The sequence below is a fragment of the Sphingomonas changnyeongensis genome, from assembly GCF_009913435.1.
Classification (GTDB): domain Bacteria; phylum Pseudomonadota; class Alphaproteobacteria; order Sphingomonadales; family Sphingomonadaceae; genus Sphingomonas_B; species Sphingomonas_B changnyeongensis.
In genome coordinates this window covers 1,377,619-1,403,773 of the sequence record NZ_CP047895.1, presented here as the reverse complement: position 1 = coordinate 1,403,773, position 26,155 = coordinate 1,377,619, and the positions used below count along the sequence as shown (strand labels likewise).

Sequence of the window (26,155 nt, the reverse complement as noted above, 5' to 3'; positions counted from 1 at the left end):
CCAATGGACGTTATTCTGCTCGAACGCGTCGAGAAGCTGGGCGGCATCGGCGATGTCGTGTCGGTGAAGCCGGGCTTTGCGCGCAACTATCTGCTGCCGCGCAAGAAGGCGCTGCGCGCCAACGAAGCCAACCGCAAGGTCTTCGAAGCCAATCGCGCCCAGATCGAGGCGGACAATGCGGCCCGCCGCGCGACCGCCGAAAAGGACGCCGGCACCGTTGACGGCAAGTCGGTCACGCTGATCCGTCAGGCGTCGAACACCGGCCAGCTTTACGGTTCGGTCTCGGTGCGCGACATCGTCGAGGCGCTGGCCGCCGCCGACGTCAAGGTCGCCAAGAACCAGATCGTGCTCGACAAGCCGATCAAGGCGATCGGCATCAGCACCGTCAAGGTCTCGCTGCACCCGGAAGTCGCGGTCACGATCACCGTGAACGTCGCCCGTTCGCCGGAGGAAGCCGAGCTGCAGGCCAAGGGCGTCGACGTGATGGCCGAGATGTTCGAAAAGGACGAATCGGGCTTCACCGAAGCGTTCGACCCGAATGCCGAGCCGGGCACCATCGCCGCCGACGCTCCGGCGGCCGAGGACGACGCCCAGGGCTGATCGCCCCCGGCGCCGGTCACCGGCACATGAAAAAACCGCCGTCCGGACGTTCCGGGCGGCGGTTTTTTATTGGACAAGCAGCCCGTGCAGGCGGCCGATGCGGGCGAGAGGGATCGAGCGACGGCGGGCGGCGGCTGCCGCCCCCGCCCCGGGGCTCAGCAGCCCATCAGCGCCAGCACTTCCTTGCGGCTGCGTTCATCGTCGCGGAACACGCCCATCACCCGGCTGGTGGTCATCGCGACGCCCGGCGTGCGCACGCCGCGCGCGGTCATGCAGCTGTGGCTCGCCTCGATCACCACGGCGACGCCCTGCGGCTGGAGATGCGTCCAGATGCAATCGGCGACCTCGGCGGTCAGCCGTTCCTGCACCTGCAGACGCCGGGCAAAGCCGTGCAGCACACGGGCAAGCTTGGAAATGCCGACGACGCGGTGGCGCGGCAGATAGGCGATATGCGCCTTGCCGATGATCGGCGCCATATGGTGTTCGCAGTGCGACTGGAACGGAATGTCCTTGAGCAGCACCAGCTCGTCATAGCCGCCCACTTCCTCGAAGGTGCGGGTCAGGTGGACGGCCGGATCCTCGTCATAGCCCTGGCAATATTCCTTCCACGCGCGCGCGACGCGCAGCGGCGTATCGCGCAGCCCCTCGCGGTCGGGATCGTCCCCGGCCCATTCGATCAGCGTGCGGACCGCCTCGGCGACCTTGCGCGGCACCGGCAGCTTGCCCGGGGTTTCGATCAGGTCGTCCATCAGAAACTGCTCTATCATAGGTTGTTATGTTGGGGGTGCGCGCCCCAAAAACAATGGCCCCGCGCGCAAATAGCGGGCGGGGCCGAAACGAAATCTGCGCGCCGGACCGCGATGGCCCGGCCGCAGCGCATCAGAAGGTGTAACGCGCCCTGACGCCGTAGAAGCGCGGCAGGTTCGGATAGACGGCAAAGTTGCTGCTCTGCTCCGGGATCGGGAAGGCGGTCACGTTGAAATAGGTGTCGAACAGGTTCTCGACATAGGCCTCGACCAGCAGCTTGCGCTCCAGGAAGGTCAAGCCGACACGGGCGTTGACGATCGCGACGCCCGGATTGCCGGTGAACGGTTCGGACCCGAGCACGTTGATCGTGCGCGTCTCACCCGAATAGCGCATGTCGGTATAGACGCTCAGCCCCACCGAATCCGACAGCTGCGGCGTCCAGTTCATCGCCACCGTCACCACGTCGCGCGGGGTGTTGGTGGTCTGCGCACGGTTGCCCGCCGCCAGTTCCGGGATCGCGTTCAGGCGGTCGTCGATATACTGGGAGTCGGTGTAGGAATAACCCAGGTTGAACGTCAGGTCGCGATAGGGCCGGATGATCGATTCCAGTTCCACCCCGCGCGAGCGCAGCTTGGCGACCGAGGTGACGCGGAAGTTGTTGCCGATGAAGGTCAGGTCCTGGAAGTTCTTGAAATCGGCCGTGAACAACGTCGCGTTGAAGGTGAAGGCGCTCGAGAAATTGGTCTTGATGCCGATTTCATAGGAGTCGACCGTCTCGGGCCGGAACGACAGATCGTCGATCTGCGCGCCATTGCCGCCCAGCAGCCGGGTGTCGAACGTGCCGCGGTCGAGGTTGAACCCGCCCGACTTGAAGCCGCGGTCATAGCCGCCATAGAGCGTCACCGCTTCGCTGATCTCATAGGACAGCTTGGCCGTGCCGGTGAACTCCTCGTCGGTGCGGCGGCCATTGTAGATGCCGTTGAACTCGGAGTTGACGGTCGGGTTGCAGGCAAGGTTGGTGATCGCGCTGCCAAGGCCGCTCGGCAGGCCCGCAAGCCCGGCGCGCAGCAGCGTGGCATTGGGGTTGAGCAGGAAGCTGCACGCCGGCACGGTGGAGTTGAGATCGGCGCGGATCTTCTTCGTCTCGCGGTTGTAGCGCAGGCCGAGGGTCAGCTTCAGATCGTCGGTGATGCTCAGGATGTTGTGGGTGAACAGCGCGATGGCGTTGGTCTTGACCCGGTAATTGTCGGCCTGCTGGCCGCCGCCATTGGGCGTGCCCGGAAATGGCGACAGGAAGGTGCCGAGCACCGCCGGGCCACCGGCCGCCGCCGCCGCCGCCAGCGCCGGGTTGGACGCCAGCAGCACCTGACCGACGAGCGGGGTGCCGGCGCGGGTGCCGAACACCTGGAAGCCGGTGGGCAGCGTCGCCGAACGGGTCAGGTTGCTGATGAAGCCGTCGACATACTGGCTCGATTCGGTGCCGAAGCGGACCGTGTCGCGCAGCGTCAGCGTTTCATTCAGGTAGAAGCCGCCGACCAGCCAGTCGAGCTTGTCGTCAAACGCCTGGCCCTGCAGGCGCAGTTCCTGGGTGAAGTTCTTGAACCGGTTGCGATAGCCCTCGCGATAGGCGCGATCGACGCCGGAGAAATCAATGTCCTGGTTCCGGCGCACCTGCCAGTCGCGATAGGCGGTGATCGAGGTCAGGTTGAGCGAATCCGACAGCGTGTAATCCAGCTGCCCCGACACGCCCCATTCCTTGACCGCTTCCAGATAGTCGCGGTTGGGCGAAATCGCCATGCGCCGCTCGCTCGGCCGATAGGGGGTGACGATGCCGGTGCGCCCGCCGGCAGCGGCGACCTGCTGGATCGCGCTGGCGGCCGCAAACGCCGCACCGAACGCCGGGTTGCCCGGCCCGCCCAGCGCGACCGGCTGGCCCTGCAGGAACGAGTTGGTGTTGACCGCGCCGCAGCATTGTTCGTCGGTCTTCGCATAATCGGCGATCAGGCGGAAACGGACATCGTCATTTTCAAACAGCGCCTGGCCGCGCAGCAGGTAACGGTCGAGATTGTTGATCCGCCGGTCGCTGTTGACGTCGCGGATCGTGCCGTCGCGGACGTGATAGACGCCGTCGAGGCGCAGGGCGAGCGTGTCGGACACCGGACCGGTGATGCCGCCGCGCACTTCAAGCTCGTCATAATTGCCGTAGCTGACCTCGGCATAGCCGCCCAGGTTGAACGCCGGGCCGGCGGTGACGATGTTGAGCGCGCCGGCCGAGGTGTTGCGGCCGAACAGCGTGCCCTGCGGCCCGCGCAGCACCTCGACCCGGTCAAGCTGCGGCAGTTCGGCGAGCGCGATGCCCGAACGCGCGCGGAACACGCCGTCGATGAACACGCCGACCGCCGGCTCGAAGCCCGGATTGTCGCCTGCCGTGCCAACCCCGCGGATGCGCAGCACGGTGCCGGTCGCCGCCGACTGGCCGGTCGTCGTCTGCAGCGACGGCGCGATCTGCTGGATGCCGCGCACATCGACGATGTTGCCGCGCGTGATCAGTTCGCCGCCCAGCACGCTCACCGCGATCGGCACGTCCTGCACAACCTGGGCGCGGCCGGCAGCCGTCACGATGATGTCGGCGACATTCTCCTGCTCCTGAGTTTCCGTAGCGTTATCCTGCGGCGCGGGAGCCGACTGGGCAAGCACGGGCGACGTTGCAAACAATGCAGCGACCGCAGACGACACAAGAAAACGCGCAGATTTCATTCCTCATCCTCCCCAGACTGGACGCGCCCTTTTGGCGGGCGCTGTGATTTATTGCATTTGGATCAGGTCATAACCTTGCTGTCAACGCACCCGGCGCTGGAACATTGTGTCGCAGGTTAATGCGTTAAAAATGTCACACCCTGGCACAGCCCGCCGACGAGCCCCTCCCGGAACGCGCGCGGCCCCCAAAAGGAAAGGGACGCGGCTGATGCCGCGCCCCTTATCCTGCCGATCTTTCGCAATGAGCAGCGAAGCTGCCAGCCTGCTTCGGACCAGCGCGCCTCAGAACCGCGCGCGCGCGCCCAGGAAGAAGAAGCGGCCAATCCCCGACACCGGATAGGCGGAGCTGGACAGATAGGGCTGCTTGTCGGTCAGGTTGTTGACGCCGCCATAGAGGTTGATCTTGTCGGTCAGCTCATAGTTCACCGACAGGCCGTGGATCCAGTAATCGGGAGCCAGCCCCGCCGGCCCGAATTCGGTCTCGATCCGTTCGATATCGATCACGCTCGCCACCGCCGTGCTCTGGATAAACTGCAGATTATAGCCAAGCGTCAGGCGCTTGTAGTTGAGGGCGATCGTGCCGACGCCCGACCATTCCGGCACGCTCAGCTCACCCAGCGCCGGATTGACCAGCGTGCGGTCGGTCGGGTCGAAGAAGCGGTTGACCTTCTCGGTCCAGTTGCCGTTGACGCCCAGGTTGAACTTCCAGTCATTGGCGATGCTGAAGGCATAGTTGACCGAGAAATCGACCCCCGACGTCTCGATACCAACAAAGTTGAGCTGGGTCTGACGCAGGAACCGGAAACCGAACGTCGCCGGGCCGGCGGACGGCCCGTTACGTTCGAACAGCGCGCAGAACTGGTTGGGGAAGCCCGCATTGTCATAGCAGGTGTTGACAATGTCCTGCGCCGTCGGGGCTGCAATCGCATTGTCGATGCGGATCGAATAATAGTCGCCCGACAGCGTCAGCCCGGGCACGAAGCGCGGCTGCACGACCGCGCCGACCGTCCAGGTCGTCGCCTCTTCCTCGGTCAGGTCCGGATTACCGCTTACGCTACCCGGGAAACGGGCGCTCAGCGGATCGGTATAAGTCGACAGGAACTGCGCGGCATTGGGGATGCCGAGCGCGGTCGCCGCCGCGATGCAGTTCTGCAGCCGGTTGGGCGTATCGTCCTGGTTGACGAGATCGCACGGATCGGCGGGACGGAAGGTCGCGCCCTGCGCCGGGTTGAACAGTTCGGCGATGTTGGGCGCGCGGATCGCGACCGCATAGGTGCCGCGGAAGCGGATGTCGGGCACCGGCGCCCAGGTGCCGTTGACGTTCCAGGTGAACGCCCCGCCGACGGTCGAATAATCGGCATAGCGACCGGCCGCGCCCAGCGACAGCTCGTGGAAGAAAGGCTTGTCGTTCAGGATCGGCAGCGAGACTTCGCCGAACAGTTCGAACACGTCGAACGCGCCGCCTGTATTCTGAGTGCGGGTCGAGGGATCGAAAATCAGCTGCAGGTTGGAGCTGATGTCACCGATGAACGTGCCCGCCGGGCCGGCGGGCGAGCCCTCAGGCAGCAAGCCGAGTTCGAGATCGGAAAAGCGCGAGCGCGACTTTTCGCGCCGGAACTCGGCGCCGGCGGCAAACTGCACCGCCCCGCCGGGCAGGTTCAGGAACGCGCCGGTGTCGCCGGTCAGGCTGGCGGTGATCACCGTCTGCTCGATACGGAACCGGTCGGTCGTCGGCGTGGTGATGAAATCGACCGCTTCCTGGCTGATCGACTGGGCACCGCGCAGGATGTTGGCCGGGCGGCACTGCCCGTCACCGGGCCGGAAGGTGAAGAAGCCGGGCGCGATGACCGGGAAGGTTTCCGAACCCGGATGCGGAACCGAGCTGATGTCCGACCGGCAGATCGGCTGGCCATTGGGACCGCGCACCACGTCGATCGCGGCGAACAGCCGGTCATAACGAACCGAATTGCTCTGGGTCACGCTGTTGTCGGTCCGGCCATAATTGGCGACGAACTCATAGCGCAGATGGTCGGTCATCTCGCCACGCAGCCCGGCCACCAGCCGGTAGGTCTGGCGCACCGCCCGCTGGGTGTTCGGCCCCAGATCGGTAAAGTCGCGGCTGACGCGCAGGCCGCCGGCATCATCGGCCTCGCCCTGCAGCGCGGCGGGGACGAACGGATTGTCCGGAAAGATCAGCAGCGAGTCATAGAAGGTGTTGTAGTTGTTGCGCGAGACGGAAACGTTGCGCGCGAACTTCGCGTCGACGAACAGCTCGGCTGCGTCGGAAAACTCGTAGTTGGTGCGCAGATTGGCGTAGAAACGCTGCGACCCGGGGATCAGCGAGCTTTCATTGGTGCGCTCGACCGCGCCATCGCCGCCAAACTGGTTCTGGCTGGTCGATATGATCCCGTCTTCAAAGATCTTCACGCCGCCATTGGGGGTGGTGACATAGCAGCCCCCGCCGCCAAAGCCGGTCCAGCCGACATAGCTTTCGTTACAGTCGGCGATGCCGTTATTGTTGAGATCGGTCTGGAAACGCGCAAAATCGGCGCGGAACAGCAGCCCGGCATTGGAGCTGATCGCAAACACCGGCGCACGGCCGATGACGAAGTTTGGTGCCTCGGCGGCGCGCGCCATCAGCGCGGTTTCGGCCGCGGTCGGCGTGCGGCCGGGAAAAAGCCGGGCAAAGTCGGCTGCAGTCGGGATCGACGGGCCGAACGCGATGCGCGAGGCGCGCGGCCCCGGGCCGCCGACCCGGAAATAGGATGCGAAGTTCGGCATCGACGATGCGTCGATATCGCCCTTCTGGAACCGCTTGAGCGGGTTCGAATAGACGGTCGAGTTGTTGCCGCGGCCATTGTCGCGGGTGAAGCTGCGGTCGCCGAACAGGATCTCCTGCTCGTCGGTATAGCCGAGCGACAGGGTGATGTTCCCCCGGCCATCGGCGAAGTTGCGGCCATAGGTGCCCTCGATCCGGTAGGATTCACCATCGCCGCGCGACGAGATGCCGGCCTGGGCGTCGAGGGCGATGCCCTCGAAATCCTTTTTGAGGATGTAGTTGACGACGCCGGTCACGGCATCGGCACCGTAAACGGCCGATGCGCCGCCGGTCAGCACGTCGATCCGGTCGATCAGCGCATTGGGGATGGTCGACACATCGACCGTCTGAGCGCCCGCGACGCCGGAGACATGGCGATAACCGTCGACCAAGACGAGCGTGCGGTTGCTGCCAAGCTGGCGCAGGTTGAGCGTCGCCTGACCAACACCGACGCCGGCCCGCCGCGCTCGATCGAGTCGGCGACCGTGGTAGAGGCGAGCAGCGCCGGGATCTGGCGCAGCGTCGCGGTGACGTCATTGTTGCCGGCGGCGCGCAGCGCATCGGCGGACAGGGAACTGATCGGCAGCGGCGCGGTGGCATTGGGATCGCGCTGGATGCGGCTGCCGGTGACGGTGATCACCTCGCGCTCGTCGCTGGCGGCATTGTCGGCGGTCTCAGCCGGTGCCGGCGGCGCGACCTGCGCCTGTGCGGTGCCGGCCAGCGCGCCGATCATCGACGCGCCCGCAAGCAGACGCAGCTTGAGTGAAACCTTCATGATTAGCCCCCCGGCATTGTGATGTTGCAGGACGAGAGGCTATTCCTCTGATTGACGCTGGCAATGGGTTAACATGCTGCGCCTGCGAAAAACTGCCGAAATGCCGTTCACTGTGGCAATTTGGTGACAGTTCGCCACTCGGTCGCGCGCCGCACAGCCCCAAAACAGCAGAAACCCGGCCGTCCAGGGTGGAGACGGCCGGGTCGGTCAGGATCAGGTTCAAAAGGCCCTGTGGTTCAGAAGGGCACGTCATCGTCCAGATCAGCGTCGAACGGCCCCGGCGCACCGCGCCCGCCGCCGCCGCCACCCATGCCGCCGCCCATGCCACCGGCACCACCGCCAAAGCCCCCGCCGCCCTGGCCGCGTCCGCCGCCAAAGCCGCGATCATCGTCGCCCCAGCCGCCCCCACCGCCCGGCGCGCCGCCCCCGCCGCCGCCGCCGTCACGACCGCCGAGCAGCACGAGTTCGCCGCGAAAGCGCTGCAGCACCACTTCGGTCGTGTAGCGGTCCTGGCCCGACTGGTCCTGCCATTTGCGGGTCTGGAGCTGGCCTTCCAGATAGACGCTCGAGCCTTTGCGCAGATACTGCTTCGCGACGCGGCCGAGATTTTCGTTGAAGATCACCACCCGGTGCCATTCGGTCTTGTCGCGGCGCTCGCCGGACATCTTGTCGGTCCAGCTTTCCGATGTGGCGACCGACAGCTGCACCACCTCGCCGCCATTGCCCATCGTCCGCGCTTCCGGGTCCGCACCCAGATTGCCGACGAGGATCACCTTGTTCACGCTGCCTGCCACGAAAATCGCTCCTGCCTTCGGATTTGCCCCCTTCTATCCCGTCGGGCGGACGAGTCGATATGGCCGGCGCGGGGAAGCTGGGGAAAACTCCGGTCCGCCGGGTGATCCCGCCGGCCGTGACCGGCTAAAGGCCAAGCGCCGTTGCCGTCCAGAACGTGGCCCCCGCCGCCAGATAGGCCAGCGCGAACAGATAGGCGACCATGAAAGCGGGCCAGCGCCAGCTGTTGGTTTCGCGCCGCGTGACCGCGATGGTCGAAATACACTGCGGCGCAAACACGAACCAGGCGAGGAATGCGAGCGCGGTCGGCAGCGGCCAGGCATCGCCCAGCCGCGCCTCCAGCGCCTGCGCCGCCTGCTCCTCGTCGGTCGCATCGATCGCATAGACGGTGGCGATGGCCGACACCGCGACCTCGCGCGCGGCCATGGCCGGGATCAGCGCCAGCGAAATCTGGTGGTTGAAACCGATCGGCGCGACCACCGCCTCCACCCCGCGCGCCAGCCGCCCGGCGACCGAATATTCGCTCTGCCGCACACCCTCGGGCGCTTGCGGATAAGAGGCGAGCAGCCACAGCAGCACGGTCGAGGCAAGGATGATCGTGCCCGCGCGCTTCAGGAAGATGACCGCGCGCTGCCACAGGCCGATGGCGATGTCGGCGGGGCGCGGCCATTGATAGCGCGGCATTTCCATCAGAAAGCCGCTGCCGCGCCCGCGCGTCACCGTGCGGCGCAGCACCAGCGCGGCGAGCATCGCCCCCAAAATGCCGGCGACATAAAGGCCGAACAGCACCAGCCCCTGCAGCCCGATGCCCGGCCCGATGCTGCGCGCGGGGATGAAGGCGGCGATGATCAGCGTGTAGACGGGCAGCCGGGCCGAGCAGGTCATCAGCGGCGCGATCAGGATCGTTGTCAGCCGGTCGCGCGGATCGTCGATCGTGCGCGTCGCCATGATCCCCGGCACCGCACAGGCAAAGGAGGACAAGAGCGGAATGAAGGCGCGGCCCGACAGGCCGACCCGCGCCATCAGCCGGTCCATCAGAAAGGCGGCGCGGACCATATAGCCACTCGCCTCCAGCACCAGGATGAAGGTGAACAGGATCAGGATCTGCGGCAGGAACACGACCACCGCCCCCACCCCGGCCAGCACGCCTTCGACGAGCAGCGAGCGCACAAAGCCCGGCGGCAGCAGCGCCGCCGCCCGCTCGGCCAGCAGGGCAAAGCCTTGCTCGATCCAGCCGACCGGCGCTTCGGACCAGGAAAACACCGCCTGGAACATCACGAACAGGATCGCGGCCAGCATCAGCGGCCCGGCCACCGGGTGCAGCGCGACGCTGTCCAGCCCGCGGCTGACGCGACGCGCCGGAGCCTCGTCGATCACCGCCCGCGCGGCAAGCGCCCGCGCCTGTTTCTGCAGCTCGGCGAGCGGCGGCACCGGCGCTTCAGCGCCCTGCGGATCAGCAGCCGGCATGGCCAGCCGTTCACCCAATGCCGCCTTCAGCGCATCAAGGCCGCGCCGCCGGACGGCCACGGTCGGGATCACCGGCACGCCCAGCGCCTCGGCCAGGACCGCCGGGTCGATGCGCAGCCCGTCGCGTTCGGCCAGATCGACCATGTTGAGCGCGACGACCATCGGCAGGCCGAGCGCTGCAAGCTGCAGCACGAAGCGCAGATGATTGTCGAGATTGCCGGCATCGACGACCACGATCAGCGCCGCCGGCCGCCGCTCCCCGGCCTGATGGCCGAGCACGACATCGCGCGTCACCGCCTCGTCCGGGCTGACCGGATCAAGGCTGTAGGCTCCGGGCAGGTCGACCAGCTCGACCGGGCGGCCATCGGCCAGCGCCATGCGCCCGGAATGACGCTCGACGGTGACGCCGGGATAATTGCCGACCTTCTGGCGCGCGCCGGTCAGCGCGTTGAACAGGGAGCTTTTGCCGGCATTGGGGTTGCCGACCAGCGCGACGAGCGGGGCGGCGTTCATTCGACGATCTCGACCGCGACCGCCCCGGCCAGCGCGCGGCGCATCGCCACCGTCATCCGCCCGACGCGAAACGCAATCGGATCGCCGCCGAACCAGCCCGCGCGGTGCAGCGCCTCGACCTCCACCCCCTGGTCAAAGCCCAGCTCGCGCAGCCGGCGGGCCTCTGCCGGGTCAAGCGCCTGCCAGTCGATCGCACGGATCCGGGCGCGCGCCCGCAACGGGAGTTGGTGAAGCTGCATCACGCCTCAATAGGCGGAGTGAGAACGATTATCAAATAGCACGCAGCGCCGGGTCATGCCGGCGGATAGCGCAGCCGGCCGATGAAGCGCGCCAGGCTGGGCCGCGGCCGCCCCTGGCCGAGCAGCTGGGCCTTGGCCTTTTCGATCTGCATGACATTGTCGATGCGCCGGTCGAGAAACGCGCGGGTGGTGGCAAGATCGGCATCGTCATCGCCGAGCAGCGCGAGCAGGGTCGCGCTGTAGACGCCGCCGAGCAGCAGCCGCTTGGTATAGTGGTTGTAATCGACCGCCGTGTCGCCGGCGAGCCGCCACATGATGTCGGCCGCGCGCCAGCACAGCCGCGCGGCGCGCGGCGCATTGACCGGCAGCGCGAGCACGGCAAGCGCACGGCGCAGCGCCTCGCGCTCCGGCGCGACCAGCTCGATCCGCGCCCAGACAAGGGTCGTGATGCGCTGGCGGACCTTCATCGCCGCAAGCGTCGCCGCCGGCCAGGCCTCCGCCATCCGTGCATCGATGCTTGCGAACCACGCGTCGATCATGTCGGCCGGCCCGGCAAAGGCGAGCCGCGCGACATCGGGATCGATCCCGGCCTCCGCCGCCGCCGGCAGCAGCGCCGCCTCGCCCCAGCCGTCAAAGGCGGCATGGGCGGCAAGGCGCGGTGCGATCATCGCCCGCACTTCATCCAGCGTGGGGTCAAGCACCGGATCGGCGGGCGCGGCAGACATGGTCTGGGTCATCGCCCAGACTTAGGCGTTCAAGGCGCAAGCGCCAAGGGTCAACCGCGCCTGACCAGCACCATCGCGATGCCGATCGCCGCCGCACCCAGCCAGTCGGCCAGCGCCAGCCGCTCACCATAGAGCACAAGCCCCGCCAGCGCCGCGACCACCGGCTGCGACAGAAACGCCAGCCCCACGACCAGCGGCCGGACATGGCCCATCGCATAGACAAGGCACCCCTGCCCGATCACCTGGCTGGCAAGCGCAAGGCCGAGGACGGGTCGCCAGTCCCCCGGCCAGATCGGCTCGCCGACCAGATGAGCAAAGAGCAGCAGCGGCGCGACGCCCGCCAGCGTTGACAGCGCCAGCACCGGCCAGGGCCGCATCTGCGCGCGCGCCCGGTCGATCGAGATCAGGTAGAAGGTGTAGAGCAGCCCGGCGGCAAGGCACAGCAGATCGCCGACCAGATAGGCGGGCGACAGCTCATAGGACCGCCCCAGCAGCAGCGCCCCGCCCGCCATCGCCAGCAGCAATGCCGCCGCCTGTCCCGGCGCGGGCCAGCGGCGCGCGACCAGAAAGCCGTAAACCGGAAAGAACAGGCTGGCGGCGTTGCCGAGCAGGGTCGCATTGGCAAGCTTGGTGCCGAGAATGCCCAGATGCCAGGCGGCCAGATCGGCGGCGAAGAACAGCCCGCCCAGCGCGATCATCGCCAGCAGCCCCGGCGCCGCCCCGGTTTCGCCGCGCCGCCCGGGCCGGCGGTCGAGTGCTGCGAACAGGAACAGCAGCGGCACCGCCAGCGCCAGCCGCCAGAAGCCCGAGGCGACCGGGCCGACCCCGGCCATGGTGTCGGCCGCGCGCACGAACACCGGCCCGAAGGCGAGCGCGACATTGCCGGTGATCAGCGCGGCAAGCGCAAGGCCGGGCTTGTGGTTCGCAGCGCCCGGGGCAGTCGACGGTGCGGCAACGAAATCGGAGGCGGGTGTCGAAGACGGGTGCATAATCCCCTTAGTCTCCTATCTCTGCCCCGTCCCGTAGCAAAAGGAGACTGTTCTTGCCGAGCCTCTTCGACCCGATCCAGCTGGGCGCGATCGCCGCGCCCAACCGCGTGCTGATGGCCCCGCTCACCCGCAGCCGGTCGAGCCGCGCGCATGTGCCCGGCCCGCTGATGCCCCTTTACTACGCCCAGCGCGCCGGCGCGGGCCTGATCCTGTCCGAAGCCACGGGGATCAGCCAGCAGGGGCTGGGCTGGCCGTTTGCGCCGGGAATCTGGACCGACGAACAGGCCGAGGCCTGGGCCGCGGTGCCGGCCGCCGTGCATGCCGCGGGCGGGCGCATCTTCATGCAGCTCTGGCATATGGGCCGGCTGGTCCATCCCGATTTTCTGGGCGGCGACGCTCCGGTGTCCGCCAGCGCGACCACGGCCCCGCACAAGGCCCATACCTATGACGGCAAAAAGCCTTATGAGGCGGCCCGCGCGCTCGACGCCGCCGAAATCCCCGGCATCGTCGCCGCCTATGCAGCGGCCGCGCGGCGCGCCCGCGCAGCCGGCTTTGACGGCGTGCAGATCCATGCCGCCAATGGCTATCTGATCGACCAGTTCCTGCGCGACGGCAGCAACCTGCGCACCGACCAATATGGCGGCACGCCGGAAAACCGCATCCGCCTGCTGCGCGAAGTGACCGAGGCGGTCGCGGCCGAAATCGGCGCCGACCGCACCGCCGTGCGCCTGTCACCCAATGGCGCGACCCAAGGGGTCGATGACAGCGCGCCCGAAACCGTGTTCCCGCTCGCCGCGCGCGCACTGGCCGATATCGGCATCGCGTTCCTCGAGCTGCGCGAACAGGCACCCGACGGCACGTTCGGCGCATCCGACGCGCCCAAGCTGTCGCCGCTGATCCGCGACCAATTCGCCGGGCCGCTGGTGCTCAACCAGGATTATGACCGGGCCAAGGCCGATGCCGACCTCGCCTCGGGCGTCGCCGATGCGATCAGCTTCGGGCGCAAGTTCATCTCGAACCCAGATCTGGTCGAGCGGCTGCGCACCGGCGCGCCGATTGCGCCCGATGTGATGGCGCAGTGGTACAGCCAGGGCCCGGAAGGCTATACCGACTATCCGGCGCTGGCCGAAGCCGCGGCCTAATCCGCGTGTCCGTACCCCGGGGCGCGGCCCCGGGGTGCGGCATCAGCGCGCCTGTTCGCCGGTGCCGTTCAGGCGAGCGGCACGAACCGCACGGGCAGGCCGTCGCGCGGACGCGGGATCGGGAAGAACTGCCAGTCGGCCCCGCTGCCGGGCGCCAGCTCGATCCGGTAACGCAGCAGCAGATGCGTGATCAGGATGCGGATCTGCATCACCGCGAAATGCAGCCCCAGGCACATATGCGCGCCGCCGCCGAACGGCACCCACGCATATTTGTGCCGCCCGCGCGACGCTTCGGGCGTGAAGCGCATCGGATCGAACAGGTCCGGTTCCGGCCAATATTCGGCCATGTGATGGGTGTAAGCGACGTTCAGCCCGACAAAGCTGCCCGCCGGAATGTCATAGCCGCCAAAGCTGAAGTCGCGCAGCGCCCGGCGCGGCAGCGAGGGCACGGGCGGCATGATGCGCAGCGCTTCCTTGAACGCATATTCGGTCAGCACCAGCCGGTCGAGCTGGCCGTAAGCGACACCCTCTTCGCCATTGAGGCCAAGGCCCAGAATCTCCTCGCGCAGCCGGTCCTGCCACTGCGGGTTCTGGCCGAGCAGCATGATCAGGCTGGTCGCCGACGAGGTGATGGTGTCGTGCGCCGCCATCATCAGGAAGTTCATGTGATCGGCGATCGCATCGTCGCTGAGCGGCTGCCCCGCCTCGTCGGTTGCGCGGCAGAATTGGGAGAAAAAGTCCTGGCCGTCGCCGGCGCGGCGGGCCGGGATTTCGCGCAGGAACAGCGCCATCAGATAGTCGCGCGCCTTGACCCCCTTGCGCATCGAGGTGAGCGGCATCGGCGAGCGGATCGGCGACACCGACGCCTGCACCTCGTCGACAAACGCCTTGTTGATGCGGTCAGCCTCCGGCCCCAGCGGCATGCCGAAAAAGCTGTCGGCGGCCAGATCGAGCGTCAGCTTCTTGATCGCGTCATAGAAAATGACCGGGCGGCCGCCCCAGCCGCTCACCTCGCGCGCGATGCCGCGGTTGAGCTGTTCGGCATAATGGCGCATCGGCTCGGGCTTGAAGGCGACCGACAGCGCGCGCCGGTCGGCGCGGTGCTTGTCGAAATCCATCAGCATCAGCCCGCGCGGGAACAGCAGGTTGAGCATCGGGCCCCAGCCCTGTTCGGACGAGAACATGCGTTCGCGGTCGAACAGCACCAGCTCGTTCGCCTCGGCCCCCACCAACGTCACCGTCGGCCCGCCAAAGGCATTGTTGCGATAGACGCGGCCATAGGTCGCGACCATGCGGTTGCCGAACGCGCGCGGATCCTTCAGCAGTTTGAGCGTATTGCCGAACAGCGGCCAGCCATCCTCGCCCGGGATCGCCCGCAGCGCATCGCGCGGGTTGCGCGGCAGCCAATGCGGATTGGCCTTGAACGTATGGGCCAGCGCCATCTCTCTCTCCTGTGCTTTTGCACATGTTATAGAGAGGTCGGGTTGCGAATCGCAACCTGTTTGCGCCGCCGGCCGTTCGGCCAGCCAGTTCAGCCCAGCCGGTCGCGCAGCGCGAGCATCGCCAGCGCCGCCTTCGCCGCTTCGCCGCCCTTGTCCTTTTCGGTCCGCCGCGCGCGGGTGAGCGCCTGCGCCTCGTTCTCGACGGTCAGGATGCCGTTGCCGATCGCCAGCCCGTCGAGCGTCAGCGCCATGATGCCGCGCGCGCTTTCGTTGGACACGATCTCGAAATGATAGGTTTCGCCGCGGATGACGACGCCCAGCGCGACATAGCCGTCATAGCGGCCGCTTTCGGCGGCGAGCGCGATCGCCCCCGGCACCTCGAGCGCGCCGGGCACCGTCACCGTTTCATGGGCATGGCCGGCGGCCTCGATCGCCGTGCGCGCGCCGTCGAGCAGCAGGTCGTTCAGATGGTCGTAGAAACGCGCCTCGACGATCAGGAACTTGGCCATTCAAACATCTTCCTTCTGTCAGTCCGCCGGATGCCCGGCCGGGTCATTCGCCGCCGGTGCCGGGGATCGGCCGTTCGCCGACGATCGACAGGCCATAGCCGTCAAGCCCGACCAGCGTGTGATGGGTGTTGGTGAGCAGCACCATGTCGTGCACGCCCAGTTCGGCTAGGATCTGCGCGCCCAGGCCATAATCGCGCAGCTCCTCGACCTCGCGGTCGCCCGCGCCCTTGCCCTCGGCGCGCAGGCGCATGAAGCGGGTGACGATGTCCTTCATCGGCTTGTTGATGACGACGATCACCCCCGCGCCCGCCTCGCCGATCAGCTTCATCGATTCGCTGAGCAGGCCGGAGCGTTCCGAATCCTCGCCGAACACATCGACGAACATCGACATTGTGTGCATGCGCACCAGCGTCGGCGTTTCGGGATCGATGCGCCCCTTTTGCAGCGCGATCAGCTCGTCACCGGTCGCCTTGTTGAAAAAGGTCATCGCCTTCCAGTCGCCGCCCCAGCGGCTGTGGAAGCGCATTTCCGCGCGCTTTTCGACCAGATGGTCGTGGCGGCGGCGATAGGCGATCAGGTCGCGGATCGTGCCGATCTTCAGCCCATGTTCCTGCGCGAAGGCGACGAGATCGTCCATCCGCGCCATCGTGCCGTCATCCTTCATGATCTCGCAGATCACGCCCGACGGGTTGAGCCCGGCCAGCCGCGCGACATCGACCGCCGCCTCGGTATGGCCGGCGCGCACCAGCACCCCGCCCTCGCGCGCGACCAGCGGAAACACATGGCCGGGGGTGACGATATGTTCGGCCCCTTGGACGCATCGATCGCAACCGCGATGGTGCGCGCCCGGTCGGCCGCCGAAATGCCGGTGGTCACGCCGTCGCGCGCCTCGATCGACACGGTGAAGGCGGTTTCGTGGCGGGTGCCGTTGTTGCGGCTCATCAGATCAAGGCCGAGCTGGTCGACCCGCGCCTTGGCGAGCGCAAGGCAGATCAGCCCGCGGCCGTGCTTGGCCATGAAATTGATCGCATCGGGGGTCGCCATCTGGGCCGGGATGACCAGATCGCCCTCATTCTCCCGGTCCTCGTCATCAACGAGGATGAACATGCGGCCATTGCGCGCCTCGTCGATGATCTCCTCGATCGGGACGAGCGCCGGCCGCGCGCTGCTGGCGGTCAGATAGGCGTCGAGCTTGCGCAGCGTGTCAGCGGTCGGGTTCCAGTCCGGCTCGTCCATGCCGCGCAGCGTGTTGGCATGCAGCCCCGCCGCGCGGGCGAGCGCCGCCCGCGAAAGGCCGCGCGCGGCGATTTCGGTCCGGATCCTGTCGATGGTCGCATTGGTCATGCCGGGCGCAGTATCACATTCGGATGTGATACTGCAATCACAGGCGACACATTGCGATGTGACCCCCGGGCCGGTGCCGCGCAGCGCAAGACACAGCGCTCATCCCCGCCGGGCGAGCACCGCCTCCATCCGGCTCAGATAGCGGGCAAGCACGTCGATCTCCAGATTGACCGCCCGGCCCGGCGTCAGCGCGCCCAGCGTCGTCACGTCCCAGGTGTGCGGGATGATGTTGAGCGTGAACTGCACAGCGCCGTCCGGCTGGTCGGCCACGCCATTGACCGTCAGCGACACGCCATCGAGCGTGATCGATCCCTTGGGCGCGATATAGGGCGCAAGCGCGGCCGGTGCAGCGACCGTCACGACATGCGATCCGCCGCTCGGCTCGACGCCTATGACCGTGCCGATCCCGTCGACATGGCCGGTCACGATGTGCCCGCCCAGCTCGTCACCCAGCCGCATCGCGCGTTCCAGGTTGAGCCGCGCGCCTTCGCCCCACATGCCGGGCGCGGTGCGCGCCACGCTTTCGGCCGAGACGTCAACCGCGAACCAGCCCGGTGCGCCATCCCGCGCCGGGGCCTTGTCGATCACCGTCAGGCACACGCCCGAACAGGCGATGGACGCGCCCAGATCGACATCGTCCATGTCATAGCCACAGGCGATGCGCAGGCGCAGATCGCCGTCCCGCCCTGCCGCGATGATCGTGCCGATATCGGTGATGATGCCCGTGAACATGTCAGCGCCGCCGTTCGTAGATGTCGAGCCGGTCGGTGCCAAGCATCCGCGTGTCTTGCAAGGCCCAGCGGCCATGCGCAGCCGCCAGATCGGCAAGCCCGAAGCCGCCGACCGCGCCGCGCCCGCCGCCAATCAGCAGCGGCGCGCGGTAGATGACCAGCCGGTCGACCAGATCGGCGGCCAGAAACGCCGCCGCCGTTCCGGCCCCGCCTTCGACCAGCAGATTGTCGCACGGCAGGCCCGCAATCGCATCGGGCGCGGCGATCACCCGATCGTCCGGACCCAGCCGGTCGACAGCCCCGCGCGCGGACATCACGATCCGTGCCGGCGCGAAACGCTCCAGCCCCGGCAGGCGGACGTCGAGGCGCGGCCGGTCGGCATCCCAGGTGCCGCGCCCGACCAGGATCGCCTCATGGCGGCTGCGCTCCAGATGGGCATGGGCGCGTGCCTCGGGCCCGGTGATCCAGCGGCTTTCGCCATTCGCCAGCGCGATGCAGCCGTCGAGCGACAGCCCAAGCTTCAGCGTCACGCGCGGCCGCCCGTGCTGCTGCCGCGTCAGCCATCCGGCCATGGCGCGCCGCGCGCCGGCTGCACCGCCCGCCTCTGCGGCACAGACGTCCACGGCGATCCCGGCGGCGCGCAGCCGGTCATGCCCGCGCCCGGCGGTGCGCGGATCGGGGTCGGTCAGCGCGCTCACCACCCGCGCCACACCGGCAGCGGCCAGCAGATCGGCACAGGCGGGGCCGCGCGCACTGTCATGCGCGCAGGGCTCAAGCGTCACATAGGCGGTCGCGCCGCGCGCCGCTTCCCCCGCCTGCATCAGCGCCACCGCTTCGGCATGGGGGCGGCCGCCAGGCCGGGTCCAGCCGCGCCCGATCACGCAGCCATCCTTCACGATCACGCAGCCGACATTGGGGTTGGGCCAGGTCCGCCCCTGGCCGCGCATGGCGAGCGCCAGCGCGGCGTCCAGCCACCGCGCGTCCGCGCCGCCAGGGGCCATGGTCAAAGCCCCAGCCGCTCGAGCGCGTCGTCCAGCCGCTTGAACGCGGCGCGCCGCTCCGCCTTGGCGCGCGCCTCGGCGGCCTCGCGCTTGGCGCGGTTGGCGGCATCGACCTTTTGCGCGGCGATGATTTCCGCATCGCTGCGGTCGGCCGGCCAGCTTTCGACATATTGGATGCGCCGCTCATAGGGTTTTTTGAGCGAGCGCGAATCGAGCATGAACACGACGATGATCGACACGGTGGTGACGATCGCCAGAAACGCGAACACCAGCTCATGCTTGCCCCGCGTCGCCAGAAAGGCGCGCAGATCACGGATCGCATGAAAGACGTTGAAGAGGCGGAGGCGCGACATCGGCCGCAATCTAGGGCCTCCGCCCCCGGTTCGCCAGACTGGTTGAGAAGGGGCCGGTCGGGCCGGCGCGGCGGGGAACGCGCCGGCCCTGCCGGTCAGCCCCGGCGAAGCTGGAAGCGGACGGTCAGCCGCTTGACGCTTTCAACCGGCATGGCGTCGCGCGTCGCCGGGCGGAAGCGCCAGCGGGTGAGCGCCTGCCGCTCGGTCACGCGCGCGAAATCCTCGTCATCGGCGAACAGGATCCGCGCCGCCTTGACCCGGCCATCGGTGCCGATCCGCACCTCGATCACCACCCGCCCCTCGACCGACAGCCGCTCGAGCTGGGGCGGATAAGGCGGCTGCAGCTGCGCGGCATAGCGGGGATCGACCGCCGCCTCGCTGAACACCGGAACCGGCGGGTCGGGCTGCGCGGGCACCCCGCCGCTCCCCAAGGCGGCATCGCCCGTCCCCGAGGTCATGGGTGTCGGATCGCCGGCCAGCGAAGTGGTTCCGGCGGGGGGCGGCGCGACCGGCGTGGTTTCAGCCGGGCGCGGCGCCGGGCGAGCCACTGCCGGCCTGGATCTGGGTGGCACGGGCTGCACCGGCTCCGCCTTTGGCGGTTCGGGCGGGATCAGGATCGTCGGGATCACCCAGGCCCGTGGCATGGGCATATCGCCGCGCGCCAGCATCAGCGCCGTCACGCCGCCCAGATTGAGGGCGACCGCGATGGTCAGGGCAACAGGGTGGCGTTCGCGCCGCGACAGGAAACCTTCAGCCGGCATGGCACCGTCTCCTTCCATGTCCATCACCAAGATCAGGTGATGTGATGACATGACATCATGCTTTCCGTTACGGCACAAGGGGATTTTCAGTCGCGATCCGCAACGCTTTGCCGCTGCGGCGGAATGGCATGCGCGGCTGCGGTTGCGCGCAGGGGCCGGGTCGCGCAAAGCTTCGCCGCGTGATGACCAGCCATGCCGAACAAGACTATCTCGACCTGATGCGCCGCGTCTGGCGCGAGGGGGACGAACGAATCGACCGCACCGGGGTGGGCACCCGCGCCCTGTTCGGCGCGACCCTGCGCTTCGACCTGTCCGACGGGACGGTGCCGATCCTGACCACCAAGCGCGTGTTCTGGAAAACCGCGGTGCGCGAGCTGCTGTGGTTCCTGACCGGCGACACCAATATCCGCCCGCTGGTCGCGCAGGGCGTGCACATCTGGACCGACTGGCCGCTCGACCGCTTCCGGCGCGAAACCGGCGAGGCGATCGACCGCGACGCGTTCGAGGCGCGCATCCTGGCCGATGACGGGTTTGCCGCCCGCTGGGGCGATCTCGGCCCGGTCTATGGCCGGCAATGGGTCGCCTGGCCCGACGGCAAGGGCGGCACGATCAACCAGATCGCCGCGCTGGTCGACGGGCTGCGGCGCAATCCGGCGTCGCGGCGGCACATCTTCACCGGCTGGAACGTCGCCGATCTCGACCGGATGGCGCTGCCGCCCTGCCACATGACCTATCAATATCAGGTCGCGGACGGGCGGCTGTCGGGCATTCTCTACCAGCGCTCCTGCGATCTGGGCCTGGGCTTTGCGTTCAACATCTTCGAAGCCGCGCTGCTGCTCAGGATGCTGGCGCAGATCTGCGACCTTGAGCCCGGCGAGATCGTGTGGATGGGCGGCGACGTGCATGTCTATCTCAACCACGGCCATCTGGTGGAGGAGCAGCTGGCGCGCACGCCGCGCCCCTTCCCCCGGCTCGATCTTGCGCGGCGGCCGGACACGATCTTCGACTATCGGTTCGAGGATGTGGTCGTGACCGGCTATGATCCCCATCCGGCGATCGCCGCACCGGTCGCCGTCTGATGACGCCCCCCGTCCCGATCCCCGGCGCGGCCGGGCCGCAGATCGTGCTGGTCGTCGCGCGCGCCGACAATGGCGTGATCGGGCGCGACGGTGCCCTGCCCTGGCACATCCCGGCCGATCTCAAGCGGTTCAAGGCGCTGACCCTCGGCACGCCGATGGTGATGGGCAGGCGCACCTTTGAAAGCCTGCCCGGCCTGCTGCCCGGGCGGCGGCATATCGTGCTGACGCGCGGTGCCTGGACGGCTGCGGGCGCGGAGGTGGCCGGCAGCGTCGATGCGGCGCTCGCGCTGGCGGGCGACGTGCCCGTCGTCTCGGTGATCGGCGGCGCTGAAATCTACCGGCTGTTCCTCGACCGCGCGGACCGGATCGAACTCACTGAGGTGCGCGGCAGCCCCGATGGCGACACCGTCCTGCCCGCGCTCACCGGCTGGCGCGAGGCCGCGCGCGCGGATCATGACGGCTACAGCTTCGTGACCCTGATCCGCTGACGCGGCACCGCCCGAAAAACATGTGGCGGCGCCCCCCGGGGGGACGCCGCCACGCATTCGGGTATCGACCGGGCCGGTCAGAGGCGGCCCAGATCCATCACCTTGGTCCACGCCTTGACGAAATCGCGCACGAACTTCTCGCGCCCGTCATCGGCGGCATAGACTTCGGACACCGCCCGCAGTTCGGAGTTGGACCCGAACACGAGGTCGACCGGGGTCGCCGTCCACTTGACCTTGCCGGTCGCGCGGTCGGTGCCCTCGTAAAGGCCTTCGCCGCTCGCCGACTTCGCCCACTTCGTCCCCATGTCGAGCAGGTTGACGAAGAAGGCATTGTCCAGCCGGCCCGGCGTGTCGGTGAACACGCCATGCGCCGCGCCGCCGCTGTTGCCGCCCAGCACCCGCATGCCGCCAACCAGCACCGTCATTTCCGGCACGGTCAGGGTCAGCAGGTTCGCCCGCTCGACCAGCATTTCGGCCGGGGACAGCCGGTTGCCTTCACCGAAATAGTTGCGGAACCCGTCGGCCTTGGGCTCGAGCACGGCAAAGGAGTTGACGTCGGTCTGCGCCTGGGCCGCATCCATCCGGCCCGGGGTGAACGGCACCTCGACCGTCACGCCGGCCGCCTTTGCAGCCTGTTCGACGCCCACGGCACCGCCCAGCACGATCAGGTCGGCAAGCGAGATCTTGCGCCCGTCCTTGCGGCTGGTGTTGAAGCCGGTGGCGATCCGCTCATAGACCGGCAGCACCCGGGCCAGCTCGGCCGGATTGTTGACCGCCCAGTCCTTTTGCGGAGCCAGCCGCACGCGGCCGCCATTGGTGCCGCCGCGCAGGTCGGTGCCGCGGAAGCTGCCCGCCGCCGCCCAGGCGGTGCGCACCAGTTCGCCGGTGCTCAGACCCGAAGCCTGGATCTGGCCCTTGAGCGCGGTCACATCGGCCGGGGTGACCAGCGGATGGTTCACCGCCGGCACCGGATCCTGCCAGATCAGGTCTTCCTTCGGCGCATCGGCACCCAGATAGCGGGCGCGCGGCCCCATGTCGCGGTGGGTCAGCTTGAACCAGGCGCGGGCAAAGGCATCGGCGAACGCATCCGGATTGCGGCGGAACCGCTCGGTGATCTTGCGGTAGGCCGGGTCCATCTTCAGCGCGAGGTCGGTCGTGAACATGATCGGCGCATGGCGCTTGTTCGGATCATGCGCGTCCGGCACCAGATTGGCGGCGTCCTTGTCGCTCGGCACCCACTGGATCGCGCCCGCCGGGCTGCGCGTCTGCACCCAGTTGAACGCATAGAGATTGTCCAGATACTGGGTCGTCCACGCGATCGGGTTGACCGACCATGCGCCTTCAAGGCCGCTGGTCACCGTGTCGGCACCCTTGCCGGTGCCGCACTTGTTGACCCAGCCCAGGCCCTGCTGCTCGACCCCGGCACCCGCCGGATCGACGCCCACGCACGCCTCGGGCTTGTGCGCGCCATGCGCCTTGCCGAAGGTGTGACCGCCGGCGATCAGCGCCACGGTTTCCTCGTCGTTCATCGCCATGCGCCCGAACGTCTCGCGGATGTCGCGGGCGGCGGCGAGCGGGTCCGGATTGCCGTTCGGGCCTTCCGGATTGACGTAGATCAGGCCCATCTGCACGGCCGCCAGCGGATTGGCGAGCTGCCGGTCGCCATGATAGCGGTCGGAAGCGAGGAACTTGCGCTCAGGCCCCCAGAACACCTCATCGGCTTCGAAATCATCCTGCCGGCCACCGGCGAACCCGAAGGTCTTGAAGCCCATCGATTCCAGCGCGACGTTGCCGGTCAGCACCATCAGATCGGCCCAGGACAGGCTGGCACCATACTTCTTCTTGATCGGCCACAGCAGCCGGCGCGCACGGTCGAGATTGACGTTGTCGGGCCAGCTGTTGAGCGGCTCGAACCGCTGCTGCCCGCCGGCCGCGCCGCCGCGCCCGTCGGCGATGCGGTAGGTGCCGGCGCTGTGCCACGCCATGCGGATGAAGAAGGGACCATAATGGCCGTAATCAGCCGGCCACCAATCCTGCGACTTGGTCATCAGCGCTTCGATGTCGGCCTTGACCGCCTTCAGGTCGAGCTTCTGGAACGCCTCGGCATAGCTGAACTGCCCGCCCAGCGGGTTGGACTCGACACCGTGCTGGCGCAGCGGCCGCAGGTCGAGCCGCTCGGGCCACCAGTCCTTGTTGGTCATCGGCTTGGTCGCCTGGGGCTGTGCGGCTTCAGTTTTCGCCGTCTCGGCCATGGCCGGGACCGGCGTCAAAGCCGTCGCCAGCAGGGCGATCGTCAGGGTCTTGGACATGCGCATGGACAATCCTCCAGCTTCGGTTGTTTTCGTCTTGTCGATGGGCCGGATGGTAACGGCTGCGCGTCTGACGGGGAAAATCAAAATCTCGGTCAGGATGATCGAAAACGCCGCAGCTGGGATCAGCAGGCGGACCGCTATCGGGCGCGCGCGGGGATCAGCCGGCGCGGCGCAGCAGCCAGCTGATGCTCGCGCCGCCCGCCGGGGCTTCGCCGGTCACCACCAGCTGCTGGCTGGCGCGGGGCCGGGCATCGGCATCGACCCACAGGCTGTCCTCGACCGACAGCAGCCCGCCCTTGGCGCGGAACTGCCACAGCGGCCCGCCATCGGGGCGCAGCAGCGCGCCCTGCCCGTCGGCGGTCAGCGTCACCTCGACGCCGGGGGCAAGGTGGAAGCGCGCGGCAAAGGGCGCCGGCCGGCTGCGGCGGCGGGGCACGGGCACCAGATTGTCCTCGCCGCGCAGCTCGCGCCCGTCGACGCTCAGCGCCAGCACCCGCTGGTGCAGAAAGCCATAGCGCCGGGCATAGCCGTCATGGCTGGCCTCGATCCGGCTGCCGCCCTCCAGCTCCTGCCGGTCGATCTCGACCGCGCCGACGCCGCGCCCCAGGCTGCCATCGGCATGGATGGCGGTCGAGTTGGCGTCGTTGACGATCAGCGTCGAATGCGCCGCGCTGGTGCGCAGTGCGTCGGCAAGCGCCACGGGCAGCGTCGCGCCGGCATGGCGCGCGCCGCCGCAGCTGACGACGATGCGGTGCGCGCCGTCCGACAGTTCAAAGGCAAGGGTCGACGCACAGCCCGCCGCCAGCCGCGTGACGGGCGGCGGTGCGGCATCGATGGTCACGACGGTCGCGCCGCCGGCCAGCCGCTGATAGCCCCAGTCGCGCGCCTGGCGCAGCGGCCGGGCGCGCACGCCCGATGCCGCGATCAGCGGCGCGATCCGGTCCTCGCCCAGCGGCAGGCCGCCCTGCCAGCCCGCAAGCGCGCCATCGCCGTGCATGACGCCGAGCAGCGCCGGCACGGCGCGCGCCAGCACGGTCTCGATCGCCGGCAGCACCGGTTCGCGGCGGACATCGTAAACCGCGCGGAGCAGGCTCAGGATCGCGATCCCGTCCATCAGCCCGGCGGGCGAGCGGCAGATGGTGCCGCCATCCTCGAAAAAGGCGGTCGACAGCGCCCGGGTCAGCCCCGCCTCGCCGAAAATCCGCCGCGGCTCGCCGCCCGGCAGCAACAGGCCGGCGGCAACGATCCCCGCCCAGGCGGCAACCCGGTCCACCCCCTCTGGCACCCGGTCGGCGGCGCGGTCGAGATGGCGGGCACCGCGCGCCAGCCCGTTCAGCACCGCCGAACGGTAGATCAGGTCGTTGCTCGACAGGATGAGCGGCGCGTGCGCGGTCCAGAACAGGATCCGCCGCCCCAGAGCGGGCAGGACCAGGCCGGGCCGCCAATCGCCTCGCCGTGCGCGGCCAGCCATTTGCGCATGATCGCTTCGGCGACCGGCGCGCCCTCGGCCCTTGTGGCGACGCTCGACAGGTCGCGCAGCCACTGAAAGCTGTGCAGATAATCATACAGCCCCGGCGACACCGCCAGGGTGGCGAAATCGAGATCGGCGAGTGCCAGCGCCTCGCCGCGCCAGCTGATCCGCCCGGCGAGCAGCGCCCGGCCCGCGACCACATCGCCGAAGATCGGATCTTCGGGCACCGCCAGCAGCTTGAGCGGGAAACGCCCTTTCAGCCGCATCTTGTGCAGCGGGGTGCGCCAGGTGAGCAGGTGCAGCCGGTTGGCCAGACGCTGCGCCAGCGACGCGCCGCGATCATCGTCGAGGCGGATCAGGCGTTTGCCCTCCTCGATCCCGTCGGCGGCGGCGAGGCGCTGATGCTCGGTCATCCGCCGCGCAGCGCCTCGATATTGGCGGCATAGGCATCCGGCCCGCCGCGGAAACTTGCGGTTCCCGCCACCAGCACATCGGCCCCGGCGGCGATCGCGCGCGGCGCGGTGTCGCGGTCGATGCCGCCATCGACCTCCAGATGGATGGGCTTGCCGATCCGGTCGATCTGCTTGCGGATCGCCTCGATCTTGCGCAGCTGGCTGTCGATGAAGCTCTGCCCGCCAAAGCCGGGATTGACGCTCATCACCAGCACCAGATCGACCTCTTCGAGCACATAGTCGAGCATCTTGGCCGGGGTTGCGGGATTGAGCGACACGCCCGCCTTGCGGCCCAGCGCCTTGATGCGCTGGATCGTGCGGTGCAGATGGGGTCCGGCCTCGGGATGGACGGTGATGATGTCGGCCCCGGCCTCGGCGAACGCTTCCAGATACGGATCGACCGGGGAGATCATCAGATGGACGTCGAACGGCTTGGCCGTGTGCGGCCTGAGCGCCTTCACCACCGCCGGGCCGATGGTGATGTTGGGCACGAAATGACCGTCCATCACATCGACATGGATCCAGTCGGCCCCCGCCGAATCGATTGCCCGCACCTCTTCGCCCAGACGGGCGAAATCGGCGGACAGGATCGAAGGCGCGATGCGGACAGGCTGGCTCATTGGCCGGTTTCTCTAGGATGTGCCCCGC

21 protein-coding genes and 2 pseudogenes are annotated in these 26,155 nt (G+C 68.3%); 4 read left to right on the top strand and 19 right to left on the bottom strand.

Annotated features, from left to right (window positions below):
- Window positions 1-3 precede the first annotated feature (3 nt).
- On the top strand, window positions 4-600 hold the full coding sequence (gene rplI, locus GVO57_RS06920; RefSeq protein WP_160592537.1) for a 50S ribosomal protein L9: 597 nt from the start codon (window positions 4-6) through the stop codon (window positions 598-600).
- A gap of 155 nt (window positions 601-755) precedes the next feature.
- Here the strand turns inward: rplI and folE are convergent, their stop codons facing one another.
- From folE to GVO57_RS06875, 9 genes are all read right to left on the bottom strand, one after another.
- On the bottom strand, window positions 756-1,367 hold the full coding sequence (gene folE / locus GVO57_RS06915; RefSeq protein ID WP_160592536.1) for a GTP cyclohydrolase I FolE: 612 nt from the start codon (window positions 1,365-1,367) through the stop codon (window positions 756-758).
- Window positions 1,368-1,479: 112 nt separating this feature from the next.
- On the bottom strand, window positions 1,480-4,104 hold the full coding sequence (locus GVO57_RS06910) for a TonB-dependent receptor (RefSeq protein WP_160592535.1): 2,625 nt from the start codon (window positions 4,102-4,104) through the stop codon (window positions 1,480-1,482).
- A 282-nt stretch (window positions 4,105-4,386) separates the two neighbouring features.
- Window positions 4,387-7,314, bottom strand: coding sequence for a TonB-dependent receptor domain-containing protein (locus GVO57_RS06905; RefSeq protein WP_233281520.1), 2,928 nt, complete (start codon window positions 7,312-7,314; stop codon window positions 4,387-4,389).
- Window positions 7,236-7,697 (bottom strand): hypothetical protein, encoded by a 462-nt coding sequence (locus GVO57_RS06900; protein WP_160592534.1) that lies wholly within the window; start codon window positions 7,695-7,697, stop codon window positions 7,236-7,238. The genes GVO57_RS06905 and GVO57_RS06900 overlap by 79 nt, the downstream gene beginning before the upstream one ends.
- A 236-nt stretch (window positions 7,698-7,933) precedes the next feature.
- Entirely contained in the window at window positions 7,934-8,491 is a 558-nt protein-coding gene (ssb, locus tag GVO57_RS06895; protein WP_160592533.1) for a single-stranded DNA-binding protein, read from the bottom strand.
- Window positions 8,492-8,615: 124 nt separating this feature from the next.
- Window positions 8,616-10,469, bottom strand: a complete 1,854-nt coding sequence (gene feoB / locus GVO57_RS06890) for a ferrous iron transporter B (RefSeq protein WP_160592532.1) — start codon at window positions 10,467-10,469, stop codon at window positions 8,616-8,618.
- A complete protein-coding gene (locus GVO57_RS06885; protein ID WP_407695717.1) occupies window positions 10,466-10,687 on the bottom strand; it encodes a FeoA family protein in 222 nt (73 codons plus the stop codon). Before GVO57_RS06885 ends, feoB begins: the two co-directional genes overlap by 4 nt.
- Before the next feature lie 74 nt (window positions 10,688-10,761).
- Window positions 10,762-11,445 carry a COQ9 family protein gene (locus GVO57_RS06880; protein WP_160592531.1) on the bottom strand — a complete coding sequence of 228 codons (684 nt, stop codon included), beginning with the start codon at window positions 11,443-11,445 and terminating at the stop codon, window positions 10,762-10,764.
- Window positions 11,446-11,483: 38 nt separating this feature from the next.
- Window positions 11,484-12,422, bottom strand: coding sequence for a DMT family transporter (locus GVO57_RS06875; protein WP_160592530.1), 939 nt, complete (start codon window positions 12,420-12,422; stop codon window positions 11,484-11,486).
- A gap of 53 nt (window positions 12,423-12,475) precedes the next feature.
- Here GVO57_RS06875 and GVO57_RS06870 point away from each other — a divergent pair, with 53 nt between their 5' ends.
- Complete coding sequence (locus GVO57_RS06870) at window positions 12,476-13,564, top strand: alkene reductase (RefSeq protein ID WP_160592529.1); 1,089 nt, start codon at window positions 12,476-12,478, stop codon at window positions 13,562-13,564.
- A 68-nt stretch (window positions 13,565-13,632) separates the two neighbouring features.
- Here the strand turns inward: GVO57_RS06870 and GVO57_RS06865 are convergent, their stop codons facing one another.
- From GVO57_RS06865 to GVO57_RS06835, 7 genes and pseudogenes are all read right to left on the bottom strand, one after another.
- On the bottom strand, window positions 13,633-15,006 hold the full coding sequence (locus tag GVO57_RS06865; RefSeq protein ID WP_160592528.1) for a cytochrome P450: 1,374 nt from the start codon (window positions 15,004-15,006) through the stop codon (window positions 13,633-13,635).
- Window positions 15,007-15,095: 89 nt separating this feature from the next.
- Window positions 15,096-15,515, bottom strand: coding sequence for a 6,7-dimethyl-8-ribityllumazine synthase (gene ribH / locus GVO57_RS06860; RefSeq protein WP_160592527.1), 420 nt, complete (start codon window positions 15,513-15,515; stop codon window positions 15,096-15,098).
- A gap of 43 nt (window positions 15,516-15,558) precedes the next feature.
- Window positions 15,559-16,859: pseudogene (gene ribB, locus GVO57_RS06855) on the bottom strand (3,4-dihydroxy-2-butanone-4-phosphate synthase).
- 99 nt (window positions 16,860-16,958) lie between these two features.
- A complete protein-coding gene (locus GVO57_RS06850; protein WP_160592526.1) occupies window positions 16,959-17,591 on the bottom strand; it encodes a riboflavin synthase in 633 nt (210 codons plus the stop codon).
- A gap of 1 nt (window position 17,592) precedes the next feature.
- Entirely contained in the window at window positions 17,593-18,591 is a 999-nt protein-coding gene (gene ribD / locus GVO57_RS06845) for a bifunctional diaminohydroxyphosphoribosylaminopyrimidine deaminase/5-amino-6-(5-phosphoribosylamino)uracil reductase RibD (RefSeq protein WP_160593876.1), read from the bottom strand.
- A gap of 2 nt (window positions 18,592-18,593) precedes the next feature.
- Window positions 18,594-18,944 (bottom strand): hypothetical protein, encoded by a 351-nt coding sequence (locus tag GVO57_RS06840; protein ID WP_160592525.1) that lies wholly within the window; start codon window positions 18,942-18,944, stop codon window positions 18,594-18,596.
- Between the two features lie 95 nt (window positions 18,945-19,039).
- Entirely contained in the window at window positions 19,040-19,705 is a 666-nt protein-coding gene (locus tag GVO57_RS06835) for an energy transducer TonB (RefSeq protein ID WP_160592524.1), read from the bottom strand.
- A gap of 182 nt (window positions 19,706-19,887) precedes the next feature.
- On the opposite strand from GVO57_RS06835, the gene thyA reads away from it, so the two are divergent.
- Together thyA and GVO57_RS06825 are read left to right on the top strand one after the other, a co-directional pair.
- Window positions 19,888-20,784: a thymidylate synthase gene (gene thyA, locus GVO57_RS06830; protein ID WP_160592523.1), complete on the top strand. Its 897-nt coding sequence runs from the start codon at window positions 19,888-19,890 to the stop codon at window positions 20,782-20,784.
- On the top strand, window positions 20,784-21,272 hold the full coding sequence (locus tag GVO57_RS06825; RefSeq protein WP_160592522.1) for a dihydrofolate reductase: 489 nt from the start codon (window positions 20,784-20,786) through the stop codon (window positions 21,270-21,272). The genes thyA and GVO57_RS06825 overlap by 1 nt, the downstream gene beginning before the upstream one ends.
- Window positions 21,273-21,349: 77 nt before the next feature.
- On the opposite strand, the gene katG is transcribed toward GVO57_RS06825, so the two are convergent.
- The 3 genes and pseudogenes from katG to rpe form a co-directional block, all read right to left on the bottom strand.
- Window positions 21,350-23,581 (bottom strand): catalase/peroxidase HPI, encoded by a 2,232-nt coding sequence (gene katG, locus GVO57_RS06820; protein WP_201752706.1) that lies wholly within the window; start codon window positions 23,579-23,581, stop codon window positions 21,350-21,352.
- A 160-nt stretch (window positions 23,582-23,741) separates the two neighbouring features.
- Window positions 23,742-25,468, bottom strand: a pseudogene (locus tag GVO57_RS06815) (heparinase II/III family protein).
- Window positions 25,465-26,127 (bottom strand): ribulose-phosphate 3-epimerase, encoded by a 663-nt coding sequence (gene rpe / locus GVO57_RS06810; protein ID WP_160592520.1) that lies wholly within the window; start codon window positions 26,125-26,127, stop codon window positions 25,465-25,467. The pseudogene GVO57_RS06815 and the gene rpe overlap by 4 nt, the downstream one beginning before the upstream one ends.
- Between the last annotated feature and the right edge of the window lie 28 nt (window positions 26,128-26,155).

Excerpts from the sequence above, each read along its gene's own strand:
- thyA (WP_160592523.1), top strand. The coding sequence starts at position 19,888 with ATGACCAGCCATGCCGAACAAGACTATCTCGACCTGATGCGCCGCGTC.
- katG (WP_201752706.1), bottom strand. The coding sequence starts at position 23,581 with ATGTCCAAGACCCTGACGATCGCCCTGCTGGCGACGGCTTTGACGCCG.
- GVO57_RS06835 (WP_160592524.1), bottom strand. The coding sequence starts at position 19,705 with ATGCCGGCTGAAGGTTTCCTGTCGCGGCGCGAACGCCACCCTGTTGCC.
- rpe (WP_160592520.1), bottom strand. The coding sequence starts at position 26,127 with ATGAGCCAGCCTGTCCGCATCGCGCCTTCGATCCTGTCCGCCGATTTC.
- GVO57_RS06850 (WP_160592526.1), bottom strand. The coding sequence starts at position 17,591 with ATGTTCACGGGCATCATCACCGATATCGGCACGATCATCGCGGCAGGG.
- ribD (WP_160593876.1), bottom strand. The coding sequence starts at position 18,591 with ATGGCCCCTGGCGGCGCGGACGCGCGGTGGCTGGACGCCGCGCTGGCG.
- GVO57_RS06840 (WP_160592525.1), bottom strand. The coding sequence starts at position 18,944 with ATGTCGCGCCTCCGCCTCTTCAACGTCTTTCATGCGATCCGTGATCTG.
- GVO57_RS06825 (WP_160592522.1), top strand. The coding sequence starts at position 20,784 with ATGACGCCCCCCGTCCCGATCCCCGGCGCGGCCGGGCCGCAGATCGTG.
- feoB (WP_160592532.1), bottom strand. The coding sequence starts at position 10,469 with ATGAACGCCGCCCCGCTCGTCGCGCTGGTCGGCAACCCCAATGCCGGC.
- GVO57_RS06900 (WP_160592534.1), bottom strand. The coding sequence starts at position 7,697 with ATGAAGGTTTCACTCAAGCTGCGTCTGCTTGCGGGCGCGTCGATGATC.
- GVO57_RS06910 (WP_160592535.1), bottom strand. The coding sequence starts at position 4,104 with ATGAAATCTGCGCGTTTTCTTGTGTCGTCTGCGGTCGCTGCATTGTTT.
- ribH (WP_160592527.1), bottom strand. The coding sequence starts at position 15,515 with ATGGCCAAGTTCCTGATCGTCGAGGCGCGTTTCTACGACCATCTGAAC.
- GVO57_RS06875 (WP_160592530.1), bottom strand. The coding sequence starts at position 12,422 with ATGCACCCGTCTTCGACACCCGCCTCCGATTTCGTTGCCGCACCGTCG.
- rplI (WP_160592537.1), top strand. The coding sequence starts at position 4 with ATGGACGTTATTCTGCTCGAACGCGTCGAGAAGCTGGGCGGCATCGGC.
- GVO57_RS06880 (WP_160592531.1), bottom strand. The coding sequence starts at position 11,445 with ATGACCCAGACCATGTCTGCCGCGCCCGCCGATCCGGTGCTTGACCCC.
- folE (WP_160592536.1), bottom strand. The coding sequence starts at position 1,367 with ATGATAGAGCAGTTTCTGATGGACGACCTGATCGAAACCCCGGGCAAG.
- GVO57_RS06865 (WP_160592528.1), bottom strand. The coding sequence starts at position 15,006 with ATGGCGCTGGCCCATACGTTCAAGGCCAATCCGCATTGGCTGCCGCGC.